Source organism: Flavobacterium ammoniigenes (assembly GCF_020886055.1).
Classification (GTDB): domain Bacteria; phylum Bacteroidota; class Bacteroidia; order Flavobacteriales; family Flavobacteriaceae; genus Flavobacterium; species Flavobacterium ammoniigenes.
Genome location: NZ_AP025184.1, coordinates 2,231,213 through 2,251,584, shown reverse-complemented (window position 1 = coordinate 2,251,584; position 20,372 = coordinate 2,231,213). Strand labels below are relative to the sequence as shown.

General features: G+C 36.1%; 18 protein-coding genes. 11 read left to right on the top strand and 7 right to left on the bottom strand.

Going from position 1 to position 20,372, the window contains the following annotated elements:
- Nucleotides 1-46 precede the first annotated feature (46 nt).
- The 8 genes from LPC21_RS10215 to LPC21_RS10180 all read left to right on the top strand — a co-directional run bounded on the left by LPC21_RS10215 (nt 47) and on the right by LPC21_RS10180 (nt 7,122).
- Entirely contained in the window at nt 47-1,210 is a 1,164-nt protein-coding gene (locus tag LPC21_RS10215; protein ID WP_229317188.1) for a sigma-54-dependent transcriptional regulator, read from the top strand.
- Between the two features lie 38 nt (nt 1,211-1,248).
- The gene (locus LPC21_RS10210; protein WP_229317183.1) at nt 1,249-1,890 is read left to right on the top strand and encodes a DEAD/DEAH box helicase; all 642 of its coding nucleotides are present in this window, start codon (nt 1,249-1,251) and stop codon (nt 1,888-1,890) included.
- A gap of 18 nt (nt 1,891-1,908) precedes the next feature.
- Nucleotides 1,909-2,127, top strand: a complete 219-nt coding sequence (locus tag LPC21_RS10205; protein WP_229317181.1) for a putative signal transducing protein — start codon at nt 1,909-1,911, stop codon at nt 2,125-2,127.
- Nucleotides 2,128-2,145: 18 nt separating this feature from the next.
- Nucleotides 2,146-2,943, top strand: coding sequence for a Cof-type HAD-IIB family hydrolase (locus LPC21_RS10200; protein ID WP_229317179.1), 798 nt, complete (start codon nt 2,146-2,148; stop codon nt 2,941-2,943).
- A gap of 215 nt (nt 2,944-3,158) precedes the next feature.
- Nucleotides 3,159-4,487, top strand: a complete 1,329-nt coding sequence (mtaB, locus tag LPC21_RS10195; protein ID WP_229317177.1) for a tRNA (N(6)-L-threonylcarbamoyladenosine(37)-C(2))-methylthiotransferase MtaB — start codon at nt 3,159-3,161, stop codon at nt 4,485-4,487.
- Nucleotides 4,488-4,529: 42 nt separating this feature from the next.
- Nucleotides 4,530-5,909, top strand: a complete 1,380-nt coding sequence (locus LPC21_RS10190; protein WP_229317176.1) for an MATE family efflux transporter — start codon at nt 4,530-4,532, stop codon at nt 5,907-5,909.
- 52 nt (nt 5,910-5,961) lie between these two features.
- Complete coding sequence (locus tag LPC21_RS10185) at nt 5,962-6,870, top strand: prohibitin family protein (RefSeq protein WP_229317174.1); 909 nt, start codon at nt 5,962-5,964, stop codon at nt 6,868-6,870.
- A 24-nt stretch (nt 6,871-6,894) separates the two neighbouring features.
- A complete protein-coding gene (locus LPC21_RS10180; protein ID WP_229317172.1) occupies nt 6,895-7,122 on the top strand; it encodes a hypothetical protein in 228 nt (75 codons plus the stop codon).
- Between the two features lies 1 nt (nt 7,123).
- On the opposite strand, the gene meaB is transcribed toward LPC21_RS10180, so the two are convergent.
- From meaB to LPC21_RS10145, 7 genes are all read right to left on the bottom strand, one after another.
- Nucleotides 7,124-8,209, bottom strand: a complete 1,086-nt coding sequence (meaB, locus tag LPC21_RS10175; RefSeq protein WP_229317169.1) for a methylmalonyl Co-A mutase-associated GTPase MeaB — start codon at nt 8,207-8,209, stop codon at nt 7,124-7,126.
- Between the two features lie 48 nt (nt 8,210-8,257).
- Nucleotides 8,258-8,839 carry a GDP-mannose pyrophosphatase NudK gene (gene nudK / locus LPC21_RS10170; RefSeq protein WP_229317167.1) on the bottom strand — a complete coding sequence of 194 codons (582 nt, stop codon included), beginning with the start codon at nt 8,837-8,839 and terminating at the stop codon, nt 8,258-8,260.
- Between the two features lie 57 nt (nt 8,840-8,896).
- Nucleotides 8,897-10,168, bottom strand: coding sequence for an adenylosuccinate synthase (locus LPC21_RS10165; protein ID WP_229317166.1), 1,272 nt, complete (start codon nt 10,166-10,168; stop codon nt 8,897-8,899).
- Nucleotides 10,169-10,217: 49 nt separating this feature from the next.
- The gene (locus LPC21_RS10160) at nt 10,218-10,673 is read right to left on the bottom strand and encodes a Fur family transcriptional regulator (RefSeq protein WP_229317165.1); all 456 of its coding nucleotides are present in this window, start codon (nt 10,671-10,673) and stop codon (nt 10,218-10,220) included.
- 73 nt (nt 10,674-10,746) lie between these two features.
- Nucleotides 10,747-12,966, bottom strand: coding sequence for a RelA/SpoT family protein (locus LPC21_RS10155; RefSeq protein ID WP_229317161.1), 2,220 nt, complete (start codon nt 12,964-12,966; stop codon nt 10,747-10,749).
- An 82-nt stretch (nt 12,967-13,048) separates the two neighbouring features.
- Nucleotides 13,049-13,834 (bottom strand): TrmH family RNA methyltransferase, encoded by a 786-nt coding sequence (locus LPC21_RS10150; RefSeq protein ID WP_229317160.1) that lies wholly within the window; start codon nt 13,832-13,834, stop codon nt 13,049-13,051.
- A 5-nt stretch (nt 13,835-13,839) separates the two neighbouring features.
- The gene (locus LPC21_RS10145) at nt 13,840-14,523 is read right to left on the bottom strand and encodes a cell division ATP-binding protein FtsE (RefSeq protein WP_229317158.1); all 684 of its coding nucleotides are present in this window, start codon (nt 14,521-14,523) and stop codon (nt 13,840-13,842) included.
- Nucleotides 14,524-14,691: 168 nt separating this feature from the next.
- Here LPC21_RS10145 and LPC21_RS10140 point away from each other — a divergent pair, with 168 nt between their 5' ends.
- From LPC21_RS10140 to LPC21_RS10130, 3 genes are read left to right on the top strand one after another with little or no spacing between them, the layout of a single operon-like run.
- Nucleotides 14,692-17,700, top strand: a complete 3,009-nt coding sequence (locus LPC21_RS10140; RefSeq protein ID WP_229317157.1) for a tetratricopeptide repeat protein — start codon at nt 14,692-14,694, stop codon at nt 17,698-17,700.
- A gap of 4 nt (nt 17,701-17,704) precedes the next feature.
- The gene (locus tag LPC21_RS10135) at nt 17,705-18,568 is read left to right on the top strand and encodes a PhzF family phenazine biosynthesis protein (RefSeq protein ID WP_229317156.1); all 864 of its coding nucleotides are present in this window, start codon (nt 17,705-17,707) and stop codon (nt 18,566-18,568) included.
- Between the two features lie 31 nt (nt 18,569-18,599).
- Entirely contained in the window at nt 18,600-20,366 is a 1,767-nt protein-coding gene (locus LPC21_RS10130) for a TonB-dependent receptor (protein WP_229317154.1), read from the top strand.
- The last annotated feature ends 6 nt before the right edge of the window (nt 20,367-20,372 follow it).

Sequence of the window (20,372 nt, the reverse complement as noted above, 5' to 3'; positions counted from 1 at the left end):
TAAGAGTTTAACCAAATAACCAAATCAACATATAACCTGTTCAAAAATGAGTACAATCTTAATCATAGAAGACGAAGCCGCTATTCGAAGAGTTTTAGTTAAAATTCTTTCGGAAGAAAATGCATCTTATATTGTTGAGGAAGCCGAAGATGGTGCTGCGGGCTATGAAAAGATTAAAAATACCGATTACGATTTGGTTTTATGCGACATCAAAATGCCAAAAATGGATGGTGTTGAATTACTCGAAGCGGTCAAAAAAATAAAACCAGAAATTCCAATGGTGATGATTTCAGGTCATGGCGATATGGAAACGGCAATTAATACGATGCGTTTGGGTGCTTTTGATTACATTTCGAAACCGCCCGATTTGAATCGGTTGTTGAATACGGTTCGAAATGCTTTGGATAAAAAGCAATTGGTAGTTGAAAATACCATTCTGAAGAAAAAAGTCAGCAAGAACTATGAAATAATTGGCGAAAGCGAAGCGGTTAACCATATCAAATTGTTGATTGAAAAGGTAGCACCAACCGAAGCCCGTGTTTTGATTACAGGCCCTAACGGAACTGGAAAAGAACTGGTAGCCCATCAATTGCATGAGAAAAGTGAACGTGCTAATTTCCCTTTAGTAGAAGTTAATTGTGCCGCAATTCCATCCGAATTGATAGAAAGTGAATTGTTTGGTCATGTGAAAGGCGCTTTTACTTCTGCGGTGAAAGACCGTGCAGGTAAGTTTGAAGCAGCAGATAAAGGCACGATTTTCTTAGACGAAATTGGCGATATGAGTCTTTCGGCTCAAGCCAAAGTCCTACGTGCCTTACAAGAAAATGTCATTACGCGTGTCGGCGCCGATAAAGATATCAAAGTCGATGTACGTGTGGTAGCTGCTACTAATAAAGATTTGAAAAAAGAGATTGCCGAAGGGCGTTTTCGCGAAGATTTGTACCATCGATTGGCTGTCATTTTAATCAAAGTGCCAGAATTGAACGAGAGGAGAGAAGACATTCCCATGTTGATTACTCATTTTGCCGAGAAGATTGCCTCTGAACAAGGAACTGCAGTGAAGTCTTTTTCCAAAAAGGCGATTCAGTTGCTGCAAGAATACGATTGGACAGGAAATATAAGAGAATTGCGTAATGTGGTTGAACGTTTAATTATTCTGGGAGAAAATGAAATCTCGGAGCAAGACGTAACACTATTTGCGAGTAAATAAATAAAAAAGCTAGTGAACTGGCTTATTAAAAAAACAGAATGAAATTAAAAAAAATAAACGAAGCCCTTCAAAATGCTTTAGTCGAAAGTGGTTTAACGGAAGCCAATACATTGCAACAAGAAACTTTTTCTACCATTAAAAGTGGTGCTGATTGTTTGATTGTAGCGCCAAAGGGGAGTGGTAAAACAACAACGATTGTGTTGAATGTGATTCAGCAACTAGCCGGAAAACAAGAAGAATCGCCACGCGCCTTGATTATCGTTGAAGACAAAGCAAAGGTGTTGGAAATGGAAGCTTTGTTTGAAGAATATGGTAAATATGATCCGCTAGAAGTGTATGGTGTTCACGACAAAGGCGACACGGATTATGACAAAAATTATATTTCTACTGGAATTGACGTTTTGATTGGTACACCTAACAAATTGAATGATATGTTTTCTACTGCTGGCTACAATGTCAACCGTTTGAAACTATTTATCTTGGATGACGCTGATCCTATTTTGAAATTGCGTCACGAAACTAAAATCATGCGTATTTCGAATAGTATAGCCAAAACCCAACGCATCATTTTTACAGAACAATATACAGAACGTGTAGCTATTTTGGCAGATAAAATGTTGTTAGAGCCGTTTGAATTTGATTTTGAAGAAGACGAAGAAAGCGAAGAAGAGGAAGAATAAAAAATAGAAAAAAGAATTATGGGATTAATGAAAGTGTTTTCTGGAAGTGAAGTCTTAGCGATAGGCTTACAAGAAAAATTAGAAGAAGCAGGAGTGACTACAATGAAAAAAGATAATATCCAATCGGCACGATTGGGCGGTTTTGGAAATGCTGATTTAGCGGTGGAATTGTTTATTCAAGAAACTGATTTTGCTAAAGCCAATCCGGTGATTGAAGAATTCAGAATGAGTATTTAATTCTTAAACTTAGTTAAGATGCAATATAAAATGCTGGTTTTGGATATGGACGACACCTTGTTGACTGATGACCACACCATTTCTGAAGAGAATAAAGTAATGTTGGCCAAAGCCAAAGATTTGGGAGTATACGTGGTTTTGGCTTCGGGTCGACCAACACCTGCCATGACGGCTTACGCCAAAGAATTGCAATTAGACGATTCTTACATGATTTCGTATAACGGAGCCGTGATTACGGATTTATCTAATGATGAAATTATTTTTGAACAAACGTTAACGCAAGAACAAATCCATGCCTTATACGATTATAGTTTGGAGCACAAAACGCATATTATCACTTATGTCAATAATCAAATTGTAAGTGAAACCGATTCTCAATATATTGATGTTGAAAAAAATATTACCGGTTTAGCTCATAATAAGGTGGCTGATTTTAAAGCAGAAGTCCAATCTTCAGCTATTAAATGTATTCTACTAGAAGATCCTGAATATCTTAAAAAAGTGGAAACCCATTTAAAAGAAGCTATGCCTCATTTGAGTGTGTGTATGTCCAAACCTTTCTTTTTGGAAGTAGCACAAAACGGAATAGACAAGGCAGCAAGTATCCGATTCTTGGCCGATAAATTGAATATTCACCAACAAGAAATTATTGCGGTGGGTAATGCAGGCAATGATTTAACCATGGTAGAATATGCTGGTTTGGGCGTTTGGGTGGATAATGTAACTCCTGAATTGCGTGACCGCGCCGATGTGATTGTCGCTTCAAATAACGACCATGGTGTAGCTGAGGTAGTAAGACGGTTTATACTGAATTAAGTAGCACTAAAAATCTGGATAGGACTCTCTACTTCAGTTGTTTTATATGTTGTTTTTTGTACGTATTTTTGTCCCGCGAAAGGGATAGCAGCGGCATCCTTTTGTGAAGCGAAAGCGGAACAAAAGATCCAGCGAATAGCCCGACCCAAGGCTATGATAGATTCGATTTTCAACAAAATAATCTGCCTGGGGTTTCGCCCAAAAAAATCAAAAGAATGTCAGAAAGAAAAAAAGTAGCTTTTTATACGCTAGGTTGCAAACTGAACTTTTCGGAAACTTCGACTATTGCACGTAATTTACAAGACGAAGGTTTTGATCGTGTGGATTTTGAAGAAGTGGCAGATATGTATGTAATCAATACCTGTTCTGTGACGGAGAATGCCGACAAGCAGTTCAAACAAGTGGTACGAAAAGCAATGAAGTTGAATGACAAGGCTTTTGTGGCTGCGGTGGGTTGCTATGCGCAGTTGAAACCAGAAGAATTAGCGAGTGTAGATGGAGTGGATTTGGTTTTGGGTGCGACAGAGAAATTCAAATTAGCTGATTATGTCAACGATTTGTCTAAAAATGATTTTGGTGAAGTGCATTCTTGCGAAATTGCCGAAGCCGATTTTTATGTAGGCAGTTATTCTATAGGCGACCGAACTCGTGCTTTTTTAAAGGTTCAAGACGGTTGTGATTACAAATGTACCTATTGTACGATTCCATTGGCAAGAGGGATTTCCCGCAGTGATGCCTTGGAAAATGTCTTGGAAAATGCCAAAGAAATTTCGGCTCAAAACATTAAAGAAATTGTGTTGACTGGTGTGAATATTGGCGATTATGGCAAAGGCGAATTTGGGAATAAAAAACACGAACACACTTTTTTGGATTTGGTGCAAGCTTTGGATCAAGTGGAAGGCATTGAACGATTGCGTATTTCGTCTATTGAACCGAATTTGCTTAAAAATGAAACCATTGATTTTGTGTCCAAAAGCCAAACTTTTGTGCCACATTTTCATATTCCCTTGCAATCCGGCAGTAATGCGATTTTGAAGTTGATGAAACGTCGTTATTTGCGTGAAGTGTATACAGATAGAGTCAACCAAATTAAAGAAGTGATGCCACATGCTTGTATTGGGGTGGATGTTATTGTTGGTTTTCCTGGTGAAACTGAGGAGCATTTCTTAGAAACCTATCATTTCTTGAACGAAATGGATATTTCCTATTTGCACGTATTCACCTATTCAGAACGAGACAATACTGAAGCAGCGGAAATGGAAGGCGTTGTTCCAGCCAATGTGCGTGCCAAACGCAGTAAAATGCTCCGAGGCTTATCGGTTAAAAAGCGTCGCGCTTTTTACGAAAGTCAGTTGGGTACCGAAAGAACAGTTTTATTTGAAACAGAAAACAAAGAAGGTTATATTCACGGATTTACCGAAAATTATGTCAAAGTAAAAGCGCCTTGGAATCCTGAATTGGCCAATACCTTACAAAAAATCCAGTTGACCCATATTGACGAAGACGGCAGTGTTCGTGTTCAGTTTGTGGCAGCTTTAGCTTAATTATAACAGTAAGGCATCGCCTTTATAATATCTTCATTTATTTTGAAATTAGCTACTTACACTAAAGAATTTGCCTATAATATTAAACTAGCTTATCCAGTTATTTTGGGTATGTTGGGTCATACTTTAATTGGAGTTGTAGATAATTTTATGGTGGGAAATTTAGGTTCTACTGAATTGGCGGCGGTTTCGTTAGGTAATAGTTTTATTTTCATAGCGTTGTCGTTAGGGATTGGTTTTTCTACTGCTATTACGCCTTTAATCTCTGAGGCAGATGCTGAGAAAGACGATAAAAAAATCCGAACTACTTTTCATCATGGCTTGTTGTTGTGTACGGTTTTGGGAGTGTTTTTATTCATAGTCACGGTATTGTCGAAGCAAATCATGTACTTGATGCACCAGCCTAAAATTGTGGCCGATATGGCATCGCCTTATATTGACTGGGTAGCTTTTTCATTGATTCCTGTGATCATGTACCAAGGTTACAAGCAATTTGCAGATGGTTTATCTGAAACCAAATATTCGATGTATGCTATTTTTATGGCCAATGTGGTGCATATTTTTTTCAATTACGTTTTGATTTATGGAGTGTGGATTTTTCCAAAGATGGGTGTTTTAGGCGCCGCTTTAGGAACGGTTATTTCTCGTATTATGATGGTGGTTTTTCTCCATTTATTGTTGCAACATAATAAGAAATTTAGTACCTATTTCAAAAACTTTAGTTTTAGAGAAATTAAGAAATCGATGTTGCGAAAAATTATTAATCTGGGTTTACCATCGGCCATGCAAATGTTATTTGAAGTAACTTTGTTTACAGCTGCGATTTGGCTTTCGGGTTCTTTGGGGAAAAATAGTCAGGCAGCCAATCAAATCGCTTTGACGCTAGCCTCTTCTACTTTTATGGTAGCCATGGGATTGAGTGTGACGGCTATGATTCGGGTGAGTCACAGTAAAGGAAAGGCTGACTTTAAAGAAATGATTGTCGTAGCCCGTTCGATTTTCTTATTGGCGATTATTTTGGAAACCATTTTCGGAATCTTTTTCGTGCTTTTCCATACTTATTTACCGCATTTGTTTCTCAATATGAGCGATTCAGCTCAATTGTTAGACAATCAAGAAATTATAGGAATTACGGCTCAGTTACTTTTGGTAGCGGCTGTTTTTCAATTGTCTGACGGAATTCAAGTGGTTGTTTTAGGTGCCTTAAGGGGCTTGCAGGACGTAAAAATTCCAATGTATATTACTTTTGTTGCGTATTGGTTGATTGGCTTTCCTATTTCTTTTTACTTAGGAAAATATACGGAGCTGAAAGCAGTTGGAATTTGGATTGGACTTTTGGCAGGATTGTCAGCGGCAGCTTTATTTTTGTATATTCGCTTTGCGAGAATCTCAAGACGTTTAGTTATCCAAAACGGAAATTAAATTTTTTTTTTGCAGTGCCCAAAATTACTAACCTTCCTAAATCAAATGTATTATGATTGTATTTATTATCTTCGGAGTTATCCTATTATTGTTGAGTTTTTCTTTGAAAAACAATCCGAACCCTTTTTCCAAATTTTCAAATTCTTTAAAAATTGTAGGCTTTTTATTGATTGCATTGGGAATTTTTTCGTCGATGTTCAAACAAATAGATGCTGGTAAAGTTGGGGTAAAATCCTTGTACGGAAATGTAGAGCCGGATATTTTAGAAAGTGGTTTGCATATCATTAATCCGCTGTTGGATGTTACCGATTTTGATATACAAACTCAAAATTACACCATGTCAGCCATTCATGACGAAGGCAATAAAGAAGGAGATGATGCCATTCGAGTATTGTCGAATGACGGATTGGAAGTGGTAATTGATTTGACAGTTTTGTACCGAATTTCGCCTGAATTGGCACCCAAAATTTTTAAACAAATTGGAGAGAATTATGCTGACAAAATTGTTCGTCCGGTAACTAGAACTCGTATTCGCGACAACGCTGTTTATTATGATGCAGTCGCTTTGTATTCGACCAAACGAAATGAATTCCAACAACGTATTTTCAAAACCATTGAAGCCGATTTTAAAAGTAGAGGTTTAGTTTTAGAACAATTGTTGATTCGCAATATCAATTTGCCTACTTCGGTAAAGACAACGATTGAAAGTAAGATCAATGCCGAACAAGATGCGCAAAAAATGACGTTTATTTTGCAAAAAGAAAAGCAAGAAGCTGAGCGTAAAAGAGTAGAAGCGCAAGGTATTGCCGATTACCAAAGAATTATTTCAACGGGTTTGTCTGATAAACAATTGCAATACGAACAAATTAAAGCACAAAAAGAATTAGCGGCTTCGCCCAATACTAAAATCATTTTTATGAACGGTAAAGGCAGCGCTCCAGTGATTCTTTCAGACAAATAATTGATTAACGTTTAAACACATACCATGGAATTACCAAAATTTTTATTAGGTGACAATACCGATTTTCCAGATGATATTTTTATCATTCACCTAGATTATCCTCGATTCATTATTAATTTAAAAGATGATGAGGTAGAATTTATGGAAGAAGCCGAAGATTTAGACGAAGCAGAATTGAATGCCGAAATGGAGGCTTTAATTGTAGAAGCTAATGAATTTTATGACCGAGAAATTGGTCGATACGAAGAGTAGCTTATTTAAAATATTTTTCTAACAAAATAGTTGCGGCTGCAAAAGGTGAAATTTCATCATTTTGCACCGCTTTTTTTGTTGATTCAAGGAGTTGATGAATTTCAGGGTTTGTAAAAAAATTGGATTTTAATTGGTCATTGATCGTTTCCAACATCCAAAATTGATTTTGCTCTTTGCGCTTTTCAAAGAAATAAGAATTGGTTTGTGTTACTTTTAAAAATTCGGTAATAGTATTCCAAACTTCAGGAATGCCTTCTGAAGTTAATGCGCTACAAGTAGCCGTCGTTGGTATCCATCCTGATTTTTTAGCTGGGAATAAATGCAAAGCTCGGTTGAATTCTACTTTGGCAAATTGGGCCTTTTTGATATTGTCTCCATCTGCTTTGTTGATTACAATCGCATCAGCCATTTCCATAATTCCTCTTTTAATCCCTTGCAGTTCATCGCCAGCACCTGCAATTTTCAAAAGTAAGAAGAAGTCAACCATACTATGAACAGCAGTTTCACTTTGGCCAACACCAACAGTTTCAATAATGATGGTATCAAAACCCGCCGCTTCGCAAAGTGTAATAGTTTCTCTAGTTTTTCGAGCTACGCCACCTAGTGTTTCTCCAGAGGCTGAAGGACGAATAAAAGCATTCGGATCTTTAACCAGTTCTTCCATTCGGGTTTTGTCTCCCAAAATACTTCCGTGACTAATCGTGCTACTTGGGTCCACTGCCAAAACGGCTACTTTTTTTCCTAAACTAGTTAAGTGCTTTCCAAAAGCTTCGATAAAGGTGCTTTTTCCAACTCCAGGAACACCGGTAATTCCTATTCGAACTGATTGATTAGCATGAGGCAAACAACTGTTGATGATGGTATTGGCTTTGGCCAAATGCATTGGATTGGTACTTTCGACCAAAGTAATTGCACGACTTAAAGCGGTAATATTTCCAGCCAAAATTCCTTGAACAAGTGCTTCAGCAGAGGGTTGTATTTTTCGGGAATGTTGAATGTGTTCCACCGATTGACTACTGATACTTTCGGGTTGCGAAATACCAGCTTTTTCTTGTAATGCTGAAGAAGGTGCTTTTTTAGAAGTCAATGTCAATGGATTTGAAAAGTAAAAATACTAAAATATACCTGTGAGATCTTAGAAGGGAAGATTTATTTTTGCGTATTGCAATAGCATAATAGTTTTTGCATCGACTATTTCACCAGTAGCAATCATTTGGTAGGCTTGGTCAAACGAATATTCGAGTACTTCGATATTTTCGTGTTCTTCTGCAAGTCCGCCACCATCAGAGACTTTCATATTTGGTTGGTATTCACCAATGAAAAAGTGCAATATTTCAGTTACTGATCCAGGCGACATATACGATTGGAATACTTTTTTGACAGATGAAAGTCGGTAGCCTGTTTCTTCTTCCGTTTCGCGAATAATGCATTCTTCGGGATTTTCAGCATCCAATAAACCAGCGCATGCTTCAATAACCATTCCTGATGTATTGCCGTTTAAATAGGTTGGGAGACGAAATTGTCTTGTTAGAACCACCGTTTTTTTAGTGAGGTTGTACAATAAAATCACAGCGCCATTGCCACGATCGTAAACTTCGCGAACTTGAGTTTCGGAATCGTGGTCTTCCATTTTGTAATCAAAGGTCACTTTATTTAAAACGTACCAATTGTTAGATAGCAATTCGGTTTTTTGGATAGTTATTTTTGGATGTAGCATAATTTTGCGATTAGGATAAAAAAAACGCCCTGATTTCTCAGAGCGTTTAGAAGATTATTATTTTAAAATCGTTTGTTTTCTATCTGGTCCAACAGAAACTATTTTAATTGGAACTTCCACTTCTTTTTCGATGAACTCTATGTATTCTTTCAATTCTTTAGGTAATTCATCGTAGGTAGTCATACCGGTCAAATCAGCTTCCCAACCTTTGAATTCTTTATAAATTGGCGTTACATTTTCTTCTTCAATATTGTAAGGGAAGTGACTTATTTTTTGTCCTTTGTAATTGTACTCAGTACACACTTTTAAGGTTTTGAATCCAGATAGCACATCGCCTTTCATCATCATTAATTGTGTAACTCCGTTGACTTGAATGGCATATTTTAAAGCCACTAAATCCAACCATCCACAACGTCTTTGTCTTCCAGTTACAGAACCAAATTCATTTCCTATCTTAGCCATGGTAGCACCATCTTCGTCAAAAAGTTCGGTTGGAAATGGTCCACTTCCAACACGAGTAACATAGGCTTTAAAAATTCCGTAAACCTCTTTGATTTTGTTAGGTGCAATTCCTAAACCTGTGCAAGCTCCTGCTGCAGTAGTATTAGAAGAAGTTACAAATGGATAGGTTCCAAAGTCTACGTCTAACAACGAACCTTGAGCGCCTTCACATAAGATTGATTTTCCTGCTTTTTGCGCTTGGTGAAGGTATTCTTCACTATCTATAAAATCTAGCGTTTTCAATTCTTCAATTGCTTCAAAGAATTCTTTTTCCATTTCGGCTAAGTTGTATTGAATAGCTACATCGTAGAATTTGATCATTTCTTCGTGTTTGTCTGCCAAAGCACGGTAACGATCTTTAAAATCGGCTAATTCAATATCACCAACACGAATTCCGTTTCTACCGGTTTTGTCCATATAGGTTGGTCCAATACCTTTTAAAGTCGAACCAATTTTAGCTTTTCCTTTGGCTGTTTCAGATGCAGCATCTAACAAACGGTGCGTTGGTAAGATTAAATGGGCTTTTCTAGAAATAATCAATTTGCTCTTAATGTCAATATTGAATTTTTCTAAACCTTCAATTTCTTTTTGAAAAACTACTGGGTCAATAACAACTCCGTTTCCAATGATGTTTACTGCAGTTTTGTGGAAAATTCCTGAAGGAATCGTTCTAAGTACGTGTTTGATTCCGTCAAATTCTAGGGTGTGTCCAGCATTTGGTCCTCCTTGAAAACGAGCAATAATGTCGTATTTTGAAGTTAATACATCAACGATTTTTCCTTTTCCTTCATCTCCCCATTGTAATCCTAATAGTAAATCTATGGTCATTCTGTGTGTTATTTGTGTTGTTTGTATTTGTAGAATTGTATAATTCTAATTAGTTGTTTTTTTTGTTTCCGTATAGATACAGCGAATGGTTGGTAATTTCTATATCAAAAATTTCCTCTATCGTTTTTTTGATGGTTTGAATTCGTGGATCACAAAATTCAATTACTTCTCCAGTATCTGTCATAATAATATGATCGTGTTGTTTGTCAAAATACGACTTTTCGTAATGGGCTTGATTTTGTCCAAACTGATGTTTGCGAACTAAAGCACAATCCAATAGTAATTCGATTGTATTGTACAAAGTGGCTCTGCTGACACGGTAGTTTTTGTTTTTCATTTTGATATATAAGTTTTCGATATCAAAATGCTCTTCACTTTCGTAAATTTCCTGTAGGATGGCATAACGCTCTGGAGTTTTGCGATGCCCTTTATTTTCAAGATACAGTGTAAAAACGTTTTTTACAATTTCTTGATTTTTGTTATTGTCTGTGGAAATAAGTGTCATATCGCGCAAAGATAATTTATTTTGTTTAATCTCTAAAGTTCGGTTGATAAGTTTAGCTTTTGTTGAAAACCAATTAAGAGTAATATACTCGACTTACTTTTTCGATACCTTCAATTTTTCGAATATTAGCAATTAGTTTTTTCAAAATCGTATTGTTTTGTACCACAACAGTCACTTGTCCATGAAAAATTCCAGCATCGGTACTCAAGGAAATACTTTGAATATTGACATGCATATTATTCGAAATGACTTTGGTCAACTGATTGGTTAAACCCAACGAATCCATACCGGTTATTTTGATAATGGCTTTGAATTCTTCTTGGGTGGAATCAATCCATTTGGCTGTCATTATGCGATAAGCATAGTTAGATTGTAAACCAATGGCATTAGGGCAGTCGCTTTTGTGAATTTTAATTCCTTCGTTTACCGTTACAAAACCAAAAACATCATCCCCTGGAATTGGGCTGCAGCAAGGAGAGAATTTGTAATCTAATTTGTCGTGTTCTTTTCCAAACACCAGCATGTCGTAATTACTGTTTACAATTGGCTTGTTGATTTCTTCTTCTGGTGTGGTCGCAGTACGTTTGATTTTGTTCTTGAAAAAACTAATGAACGTATTGCTTTTTTGCGCAGCGTAATCTTTCAATTGTTGGTTTTCAATAGCGCCAATACCAACGCGGTAGAATAAATCCAAACTAGTTTTTAGTTTGAAAAAGTTGACTAATTCATTAACCGTTTTTTCGTTAAGCGTAATTTTTAAATGTTTTAATTTTCGAGTCAGTAGCTCTTTACCTTCTTCACCAATTTTTTTGGTATCTTCATTAAGAACATTTTTTATTTTTGTTTTGGCTCTTGCAGTAGTTACATAGTCTAGCCAATGTGTAGTTGGTTTTTGATTGGGTGAAGTGATCACTTCAATTTGATCTCCACTTTTTAATTCGTAATTAAGCGGTACTAATTTTCCGTTGACACGAGTTCCTCTGGTGCGAATACCAATTTCTGAGTGAATACCAAAGGCAAAATCTAGCGAAGTAGCACCTTTGGGTAAAGATTTAATATCTCCCTTTGGGGTAAAGACAAAGATTTCTTTCGAATATAAATTCATTTTAAAATCTTCTACAAAATCAACTGCATTTGTTTCCGCATTTTCCAATGCTTCGCGCAATAAATTCAACCATACGTCCAATCCGCTTTCTTCGGTAGCGCCGTTTTTGTATTTGTAATGCGCAGCATACCCTTTTTCGGCAATTTCGTCCATGCGTTCGCTTCGAACTTGAATCTCCACCCAACGACCTTTTGGTCCCATTACGGTAATGTGTAGTGCTTCGTAACCAGTTGATTTTGGTGACGAAATCCAATCACGCAAACGACTTGGACTTGGACGATAATGATCAGTTACAATAGAATAGATTTTCCAGGCCAAAAATTTCTCGTCATGTGGATTTGATTTATAGACAATTCGCAAGGCAAATTTGTCGTAGACTTCGTCAAAACTAACACCTTGTGCCTTCATTTTTCGACGAATAGAGTAAATCGACTTTGGACGTCCTTTAATGGCATATTCTACTCCTTCTTCGTCCATAGATTTTTTTAAAACATCTGAGATGTCTTTGATATAGGCGTCTTGTTCTTCTTTAGTTTCTTTTATTTTCCCTAAAATATCGTTGTAAATAGCAGGTTCCGTGTATTTTAAACCTAAGTCTTCTAATTTGGTTTTGATATTGTATAAACCCAAACGATGGGCGAGGGGTGCGTAAATGTATAGGGTTTCTGAAGCAATTTTGGTTTGTTTGTCTTCACGCATGGATTCCATAGTTTGCATGTTGTGCAAACGATCGGCGAGTTTGATTAAAATTACTCGAACATCGTCGTTAAGCGTCAAAATCATTTTTCTAAAATTCTCCGCTTGAATGGAAGCGTTTAAATCTTTTTGAACCAAGGAAATTTTAGTCAATCCTTCCACCATTTGCGCCACTTTCGGATTGAACAAGCGTTCAATATCTTCCACAGTAATGGGGGTGTCTTCGACCACATCGTGTAATAAAGCTGCAGCAATGGAAGTAGCGCCTAGACCAATTTCTGAAGCTACAATTTTAGCCACGGCAATAGGATGAAATATATAGGCTTCACCCGATTTTCTGCGTTGGTCTTTGTGTGCGTCAACGGCTACATCAAACGCTTTACGAATTAACTTCTTGTCGCTATCGGTTAGTGTTTGGTAACTAATTCGTAGTAACTCCTTGTATTCTTGAGCAATGGCTTTGTTTTCTTTTTCGATGTCTATCTCTGTCATAGTAAGCGGGGTTCAATTTCTAAAAATAGAAAAAACCGACTAATTACGCAAGTGTATTTAAAGAATATTTTGGATGGATATTTTAAAAACCTCTTTGTCTTTTGGCTTCGAAAATTAAAATAGCAGCAGCAACTGAAACGTTCATGGAATCAATCTCTCCTTGCATCGGGATGATGATATTTTGTGTTGCAGCATCTCGCCATTCTTGGGTCAAGCCAGTGGCCTCAGTTCCTACAACTAAAGCAGTTGGAGTAGTATAATTTTCTAAATGGTACCCATTAGAATTTTGCAGGGTAGCACAGTAAATAGCAATATTTTTTTCTTTTAGAAAAGCAATAATTTCTGCGGTAGTTCCTGTAGCTATTTGGTTTGTAAACAAACAGCCAACACTAGAACGAACAATATTGGGGTTGTATAAATCGCTTTTTGGATTTGCTATAATCACCGCGTCTAAATGTGCAGCATCTGCGGTTCGCAAAAGAGCGCCAATATTTCCTGGTTTTTCAGGTGCTTCGGCTACCAAGATTAATGGATTTTCAGATAATTGTAAATCAGATAAAAGCGTTGACTTAGTTTTGGCTACAGCCAAAATTCCTTCGGTAGTATCTCGGTAAGCTAATTTTTGAAAAACTTCTTTATTGATTTCAATTAATTCAGCAGTTGGGGCTAATTGAGAAGCTTGTTTTTCAGTACAAATTTCGGGTAAGAAAAGAACGGTTTCAATTTGATACCCCCCTTTGATAGCAATACTAATTTCGCGTTGGCCTTCCATTAAAAAAGTGCCAGTCTGCTTGCGTGCTTTTGCTTTTTCTTGCAATAACACTAATGATTTGACGAATGGGTTTTGTACCGAGCTAATTTGCTTCATTGGAATTAAGCCGTTTTTTGAACTACTTCAAAAATTTTAGCATCTTCACATTTTAATGTTTTGTAGGGGAATTTAACTAACAATGCATAATCATGAGTAGACATTACAACGGTTTTCCCGTTTTCATTGATTTTACGTAAAACTTCTAAAACTTCAGCACTAGTTTGCGGATCCAAATTTCCTGTTGGCTCATCGGCCAAAATTAATTCGGGGTCATTCAACAAAGCTCTTGCAATGGCAACACGTTGTTGTTCTCCACCAGATAATTGGTGTGGCATTTTTGTTGCAAAGTCTTTCATGCCTACTTTGTCTAAAACTTCGTCTATTTTTTGAAGCATTTCTGAGTTGTCAGTCCAGCCTGTTGCTTTTAATACAAAAAGCATATTGTCTTTTACGGTGCGGTCTGGAAGTAATTTGAAATCTTGAAATACAATCCCGATTTTTCTTCTTAAAAACGGAATATCATCCTCTTTCAAAGTTGCTAAATCAAAATCAACAATATGTCCAGCGCCTTCTTTAAGCTCTAAATCAGCATATAAAGTCTTTAATAAACTACTTTTTCCTGAGCCAGTTTTTCCAATAACATAAATGAATTCACCTTGTTTTACTTCTAGGTTTACATCAGATAAAATGGTTTTTCCTTCTTGATAAATAGTAGCATTTCTTAAAGATAAAATGGATTGTGACATAATTTGCAGTTATTTAAGTCGTAAAAGTAATTATCAATTGCCAATTTACAATTATCAAACGCAATTTTTTTTATTTTTTGTTAAAACAATTGTTCATAATAAATACATCATCCACTTCGTTATAGACCGTATAATATGATACATTTGAATTTTAAACAAAAAATTACAATGCGTATACTTTCTGGGATTTTACTTGCCCTTTTTTTCGGGGGAACTTTTTCGGTTTCAGCACAAAAATCAACTATATATAATTCTAATCTAAAGGATTTTGAAACGGCAGTTTCATTGTATAATTCAGGTCAATATGCTTCTGCTAGATTTGTATTAGATCGGCTTAAAACCAATTCATTGAGTCAAGAGATTCAAGCAGATTGGAATTATTATACTGCCATGTGTGCTATTAGAGAACGTCAGCCGAATGCCGGTAGTTTGATGGAACGCTTTGTTTCAGATTATCCAACTAGTACCCGAAAAAACCAAGGATGTGTAGAAGTGGGTCATTTTTATTTCCAACAAGAAAATTACGAGAAAGCTTTGTTTTGGTATGAAAAGGTTGATGAAATGTATTTGAATGCTAATGAAAGCGAGAAGTATAATTTTCAAAAAGGCTACAGTTTTTTTATTGCTAAAAACAAAAAACTAGCTTCAGCTTACTTCAATAAAGTGTTGAATACCCAATATTACGGTTCGCAAGCAAAGTATTATTTGGGATTTATGGCTTATGAAGGCGACGATTACAAGCAAGCGACCCAATATTTTGATGCCGTTTCAACCGAATCAAAATACAAAGAACGCATGTCCTATTACCAATCGGATATGAATTTTAAATTAGGTAATTTTCAAAAAGCAATTGATTTAGGAATTGTAGCTATGCCAAAATCGACTCTGGCAGAACAATCCGAATTGAATAAGATTATTGGCGAAAGCTATTTTAATTTAAAAGAATACGCCAAAGCTGTTACTTACTTGGAAGGGTACAAAGGCAAAAATGGAAAATGGACCAATACCGATTATTACCAACTAGGTTTTGCGTATTACCAACAAAAAGACTTTCAAAATGCTATTTCACAATTCAATAAAATTATTGAGGGAAAAGATTTTGTGGCGCAAAATGGCTATTATCATTTGGGGCAGAGTTACTTAAGTTTGAACAAAAAACAAGAAGCCTTGAATGCGTTTAAAAATGCTTCCGATATGGATTTTGACGCTTCATTGAAAGAAGAGTCAAGTTTGAATTATGTAAAATTAAGTTATGAAATAGGTAATTCTTACGAAAGCGTTCCGGCTATTTTAACTGCTTTTTTAGAACAATACCCAAAGAATTCCCACCAATCAGAAATTGAAAAATTATTGATTGATTCCTACCTGTCTTCTAAAAATTATACAGAAGCATTGGCTATTTTAGAAAAAAAAGAAAGTCAAGAAAATAAATTAGCCTATCAAAAAGTATTGTTTTATAGTGGGCTGCAATCGTATACAGACGGTGAATATCAAACTGCTTTGAAAAGTTTTGAAAAAGCAGTTGCTCTACAAAAAGACGCAACGATTTCAGCGAGAGCTACTTTTTGGAAAGGAGAAACCCAATTTGTGTTAGATGATTTTATTAATGCGTTGTTGTCATTCAAACAATTCTTGGGTAACGCAGAAGCTAAAAACACAGCTGAATTTACTAACTGCAATTACAATATAGCCTATGCCTATTTCAAAATGAAAGACTACGACCAGGCAGGAAATTATTTTCAAAAACAAATTGAAAAAGGAACAGATAAAGCCCGTATGAATGATGCTTATTTGCGTTTAGCAGATTGTCGATTTGTAACTTCTAAATATGCACAAGCCATGGAGGCCTATGCTAAAGTAATTGAACAAAAAAGTGTCGACGCCGATTATGCTTTTTATCAAAGAGCTATTTCCTATGGTTTTGTAGGTAAAAACGAGAAAAAGATAGAAAATCTAAAATCGTTTTTACAATTGTATCCAAAATCAGAAAACCGAGATGATGCTCTGTTTGAACTAGGAAATACGTATGTAGCAGAGAACAAAGATGAACAAGCCATTGCAACCTACGATCAATTGATAAAAGAATTTGACAAAGGTTCGTTTGTTTCCAAAGCTATTTTGAGACAAGGTTTGGTGTATTATAATGCTGACAAAGATGCCCAAGCAATTGTAAAATTTAAACAAGTGGTAGCTGAGTTTCCTAAATCTTCGGAAGCTTTAGAAGCAGTTTCAACTGCGCGATTGATTTATGTAGAAAACGGTAAAGTAGATGAATATGCATCATGGGTTAGAACGCTTGATTTCGTAACTGTCTCCGATGCTGAATTGGATAATGACACCTATGAGTCTGCTGAAAAGCAATACCAGCAAACGAATACCAGTCAGGCAATTGCTGGGTTTGGGGCTTATTTGACCGCTTTTCCAAAAGGGATTCATGCATTACAAGCTAACTTTTATTTGGCACAATCATTATTTGCCAATGGATCAGAAGAAAAATCAGTGGCGAATTATGAAAATGTAATTGCGGAACCTCGAAATGAGTATACAGAGCCTTCTTTGGTGCGTTTAGGTCAGATTTATTTGAAGGCAAAAGAGGTAGAAAAAGCCATTTTGATTTTATCTCGTATTGAAACAGAAGCCGATATGTTGCAAAACAAAACTTTCGCACAAGCCAATTTGATGAAGTTGTATTACGATAAAAAGGATTTTGCAAATGCGGTAGTTTATGCTGAAAAAGTATTGGATAATCCTAAAGCAGAAGCCGATGTCGCAAGTGATGCTCAAATTGTTGTGGCTCGTTCCGCCATGGAAACAGGAGATGAAGCCAAAGCCAAAGCAGGTTACGAAAAACTGATGACCGCTCAAGGCGAATTGGGGGCCGAAGCCTTGTATTATGATGCCTATTTTAAAAATAAAGAAGGGAAGTTTGAAGATTCGAATGTAGTAGTGCAACAGTTAGCTAAAAACTTTTCCGATTATAAGTACATTGGTGCTAAAGGTTTGTTGTTGATGGCAGCTAATTTTTATGCATTGAAAGACAGTTACCAAGCGACATTTATTTTGGAAACAATCATAAAAAACTTTTCTGATTTTACCGATATTGTGGCCAAAGCACAAACTGATTTGGAGGCTATAAAAGCTGAAGAATCTAAAACAAACTCATCAATTACCAATTAGTAGTATGCCATTACCATTTCATATTGTAGACGTTTTTGCTGAAAGTAAGTATTCGGGAAATCAGTTAGCTGTTTTTGAAAACGCGCAGGATTTAACTCAAGCTGAAATGCAAAATATAGCTCGAGAAATTAATTTTGCAGAGAGTACCTTTATTACACAAATCGATAAGAAAACGAATGCGGCAACGATTCGAATTTTTACCCCAGAATTTGAAATGAAATTTGCAGGTCATCCCATTATTGGAACTGCTTGGGTGATTATGAATAGAATTTTTTCTGATCCAAAACAACCCATCAATCTGATGGTGCCAATTGGAAAAATTCCGGTTTATCAAGAAGGAGAATTGGTTTGGTTGCAATCAGCACAACCTGAGTTTTTTTCTACTTTTTCATCAGAGGGTTTTTCGGAATTTAGTACTTTAAAAAAGAATGATTTTTCTGCTGAGTTACCAATACAAGAAGTGAGTACAGGTAGTGCTTTTGTGATTGTTCCATTGAATAATAGAGAGGCGTTAACCAATTTGAAATTAGATTTATTGTGCACCCATGAATGGTTGCAATCCAATTGTAAAACAGCCTTTCAAGCGCTTTATTTTTTCTATTTGGAAGGAAATGATTTGTACAGCAGAATGTTGTACATCGAAAATGGTCAATTGAAAGAAGATGCTGCCACAGGAAGTGCGAGTACTTGTTTACAGGCTTATTTATTAAAGTACCATGCTGCCAATTTACAAATCACCAACCAGCAGGGTGATGCCATTGGGCGACCTTCCAAAATTTATTTTAATGGACAATGGGATGGGGTTAATTTTGATATAAAAATAGGAGGGAATTCTCAATACATCGCTAAAGGAACCTGGGAAGTATAAATTGATAAAGAGTTATTAATTATTGAAAATTATGAAAAAAATTGTTTTAAGATATTCGACATTTGTAGTGTTATTGTGTGTTTCGCAATTAGCATTGGCACAGAAAAAACAAGAAAAAATTAGAACCGAAGAGGTAAATGTGGTCAAATCGTATAGCCCAACTATTTCTGACGCTTTTAAGATAAAAGAAACTCCTGCCTTGAATGTAGAAGGAACTAGCCCAAAAGAAACAGTAAAATATAGTATTTTTTCTTTTCCTGTAGCTTCTACTTTTACGCCAAATAAAGGAAGAGCTGAAGAGGTAGATCAAGAGGAATTAGGTCGTTTTTACAAAAGCTACGCTACGTTTGGAGGCGGTAATTATGGAACATTGAATGCAGAGTTGTTTGCTACTCAAGATCTAAATAGTGAGGAATATGTGGCGGGAATGTTTCGTCATTTATCATCTCAAGGAGGAATCAAAGGAGTGGATTTAGAAAATTCATTTTACGACACATCGTTGGATGTTACTTATGGAACAGAAGCGAAAGAATTGTCTTGGAATATTAATTTAGGCTATCAAAATCAAATCTACCATTGGTATGGATTGCCAACCAATTTTACGAATTTATTGGTGCCTTCTGCTTATGATGTTTTAGTTTGGGGAATTGAACCAAAACAATCCTATAACACGATTACATTAGATTCTAAAATTGAATTTAACGAAAGTATTTTGCAAGCCTCGAGTTTTAAATTTGCCCATTTTTCAGATGCATTTGGCTCATCGGAAAACCGATTTTATGCTAAACCCTCTTTTCAATTTACAGCTTTAGGTAAAGAAATTAAACTGAATGCTATCGTGGATTATTTGGGCGGTCATTTTGATCATAATTACAATCGAACCAATACTGAACCTTCAAAATATGGGTTTACTAATTTCGGGATTTCGCCAAGTTATGAATTGGAAAAAGACAATTGGTCCATGCATTTAGGATTGGGCTTGTATTACAGTTTGGATACCCAACACAGTAACAACCAACTTTTCTTGTATCCACAACTTACCGCTTCGCACAAAGTAGTGGGCGATTTGATGATTTTTTATGCAGGAGCCGAAGGAGGATTGGATCAAAATTCGTATCTCGATTTTGTAAATGAAAATCCCTTTTTGTCCCCAACACTTCAGATTGCGCCAACCAATAAAAAGTATGATGTATATGCAGGTTTAAAAGGAAAATTAGCAGACAATATCAGTTATAATATTAGAGGTTCGTTTGTAGATGAGAACAACAAAGCCATGTTTAAAAGCAATGATTTCTCATCGGATGTCAATAATCAACCCTATGCTTTTGGTAATTCATTGAGCATCGTTTATGATAATGTAAAAACAGTTCGATTTTTTGGCGAATTGAAAGCCGATATTTCGGAAGCGATTAGTTTTGGAGCCAATAGTACGCTGTCTATTTACAACACTGCAAATCAACCTGAAGCTTGGAATTTGCCAGCACTGCAATTCAATGCCAATCTAGATTACTCCCTAAATTCAAAATGGTACGCTGGTGCAGATGTGTTTTTTGTGGGTACTCGAAAAGATTTGCAAGCCAACAATGACAGAGTTTATATTGTAGCACCAACCTACATTCCAACTACTTTGGAATCGTATATCGATTTGAATGCTCATGTAGGTTACAAACACAGCGAGCGATTGACAGGTTTTTTGAAAGCCAATAATATCTTGAATCAGGCCTATCAAAAATGGATGAATTATCCGGTACAAGGATTCCAAGTAGTTTTGGGTGCCAATTATAAATTTGATTTTTAATTGAGC

Excerpts from the sequence above, each read along its gene's own strand:
- LPC21_RS10215 (WP_229317188.1), top strand. The coding sequence starts at position 47 with ATGAGTACAATCTTAATCATAGAAGACGAAGCCGCTATTCGAAGAGTT.
- LPC21_RS10210 (WP_229317183.1), top strand. The coding sequence starts at position 1,249 with ATGAAATTAAAAAAAATAAACGAAGCCCTTCAAAATGCTTTAGTCGAA.
- LPC21_RS10205 (WP_229317181.1), top strand. The coding sequence starts at position 1,909 with ATGGGATTAATGAAAGTGTTTTCTGGAAGTGAAGTCTTAGCGATAGGC.
- LPC21_RS10200 (WP_229317179.1), top strand. The coding sequence starts at position 2,146 with ATGCAATATAAAATGCTGGTTTTGGATATGGACGACACCTTGTTGACT.
- mtaB (WP_229317177.1), top strand. The coding sequence starts at position 3,159 with ATGTCAGAAAGAAAAAAAGTAGCTTTTTATACGCTAGGTTGCAAACTG.
- LPC21_RS10185 (WP_229317174.1), top strand. The coding sequence starts at position 5,962 with ATGATTGTATTTATTATCTTCGGAGTTATCCTATTATTGTTGAGTTTT.
- LPC21_RS10180 (WP_229317172.1), top strand. The coding sequence starts at position 6,895 with ATGGAATTACCAAAATTTTTATTAGGTGACAATACCGATTTTCCAGAT.
- nudK (WP_229317167.1), bottom strand. The coding sequence starts at position 8,839 with ATGCTACATCCAAAAATAACTATCCAAAAAACCGAATTGCTATCTAAC.
- LPC21_RS10165 (WP_229317166.1), bottom strand. The coding sequence starts at position 10,168 with ATGACCATAGATTTACTATTAGGATTACAATGGGGAGATGAAGGAAAA.
- LPC21_RS10160 (WP_229317165.1), bottom strand. The coding sequence starts at position 10,673 with ATGACACTTATTTCCACAGACAATAACAAAAATCAAGAAATTGTAAAA.
- LPC21_RS10155 (WP_229317161.1), bottom strand. The coding sequence starts at position 12,966 with ATGACAGAGATAGACATCGAAAAAGAAAACAAAGCCATTGCTCAAGAA.
- LPC21_RS10150 (WP_229317160.1), bottom strand. The coding sequence starts at position 13,834 with ATGAAGCAAATTAGCTCGGTACAAAACCCATTCGTCAAATCATTAGTG.
- LPC21_RS10145 (WP_229317158.1), bottom strand. The coding sequence starts at position 14,523 with ATGTCACAATCCATTTTATCTTTAAGAAATGCTACTATTTATCAAGAA.
- LPC21_RS10140 (WP_229317157.1), top strand. The coding sequence starts at position 14,692 with ATGCGTATACTTTCTGGGATTTTACTTGCCCTTTTTTTCGGGGGAACT.
- LPC21_RS10135 (WP_229317156.1), top strand. The coding sequence starts at position 17,705 with ATGCCATTACCATTTCATATTGTAGACGTTTTTGCTGAAAGTAAGTAT.
- LPC21_RS10130 (WP_229317154.1), top strand. The coding sequence starts at position 18,600 with ATGAAAAAAATTGTTTTAAGATATTCGACATTTGTAGTGTTATTGTGT.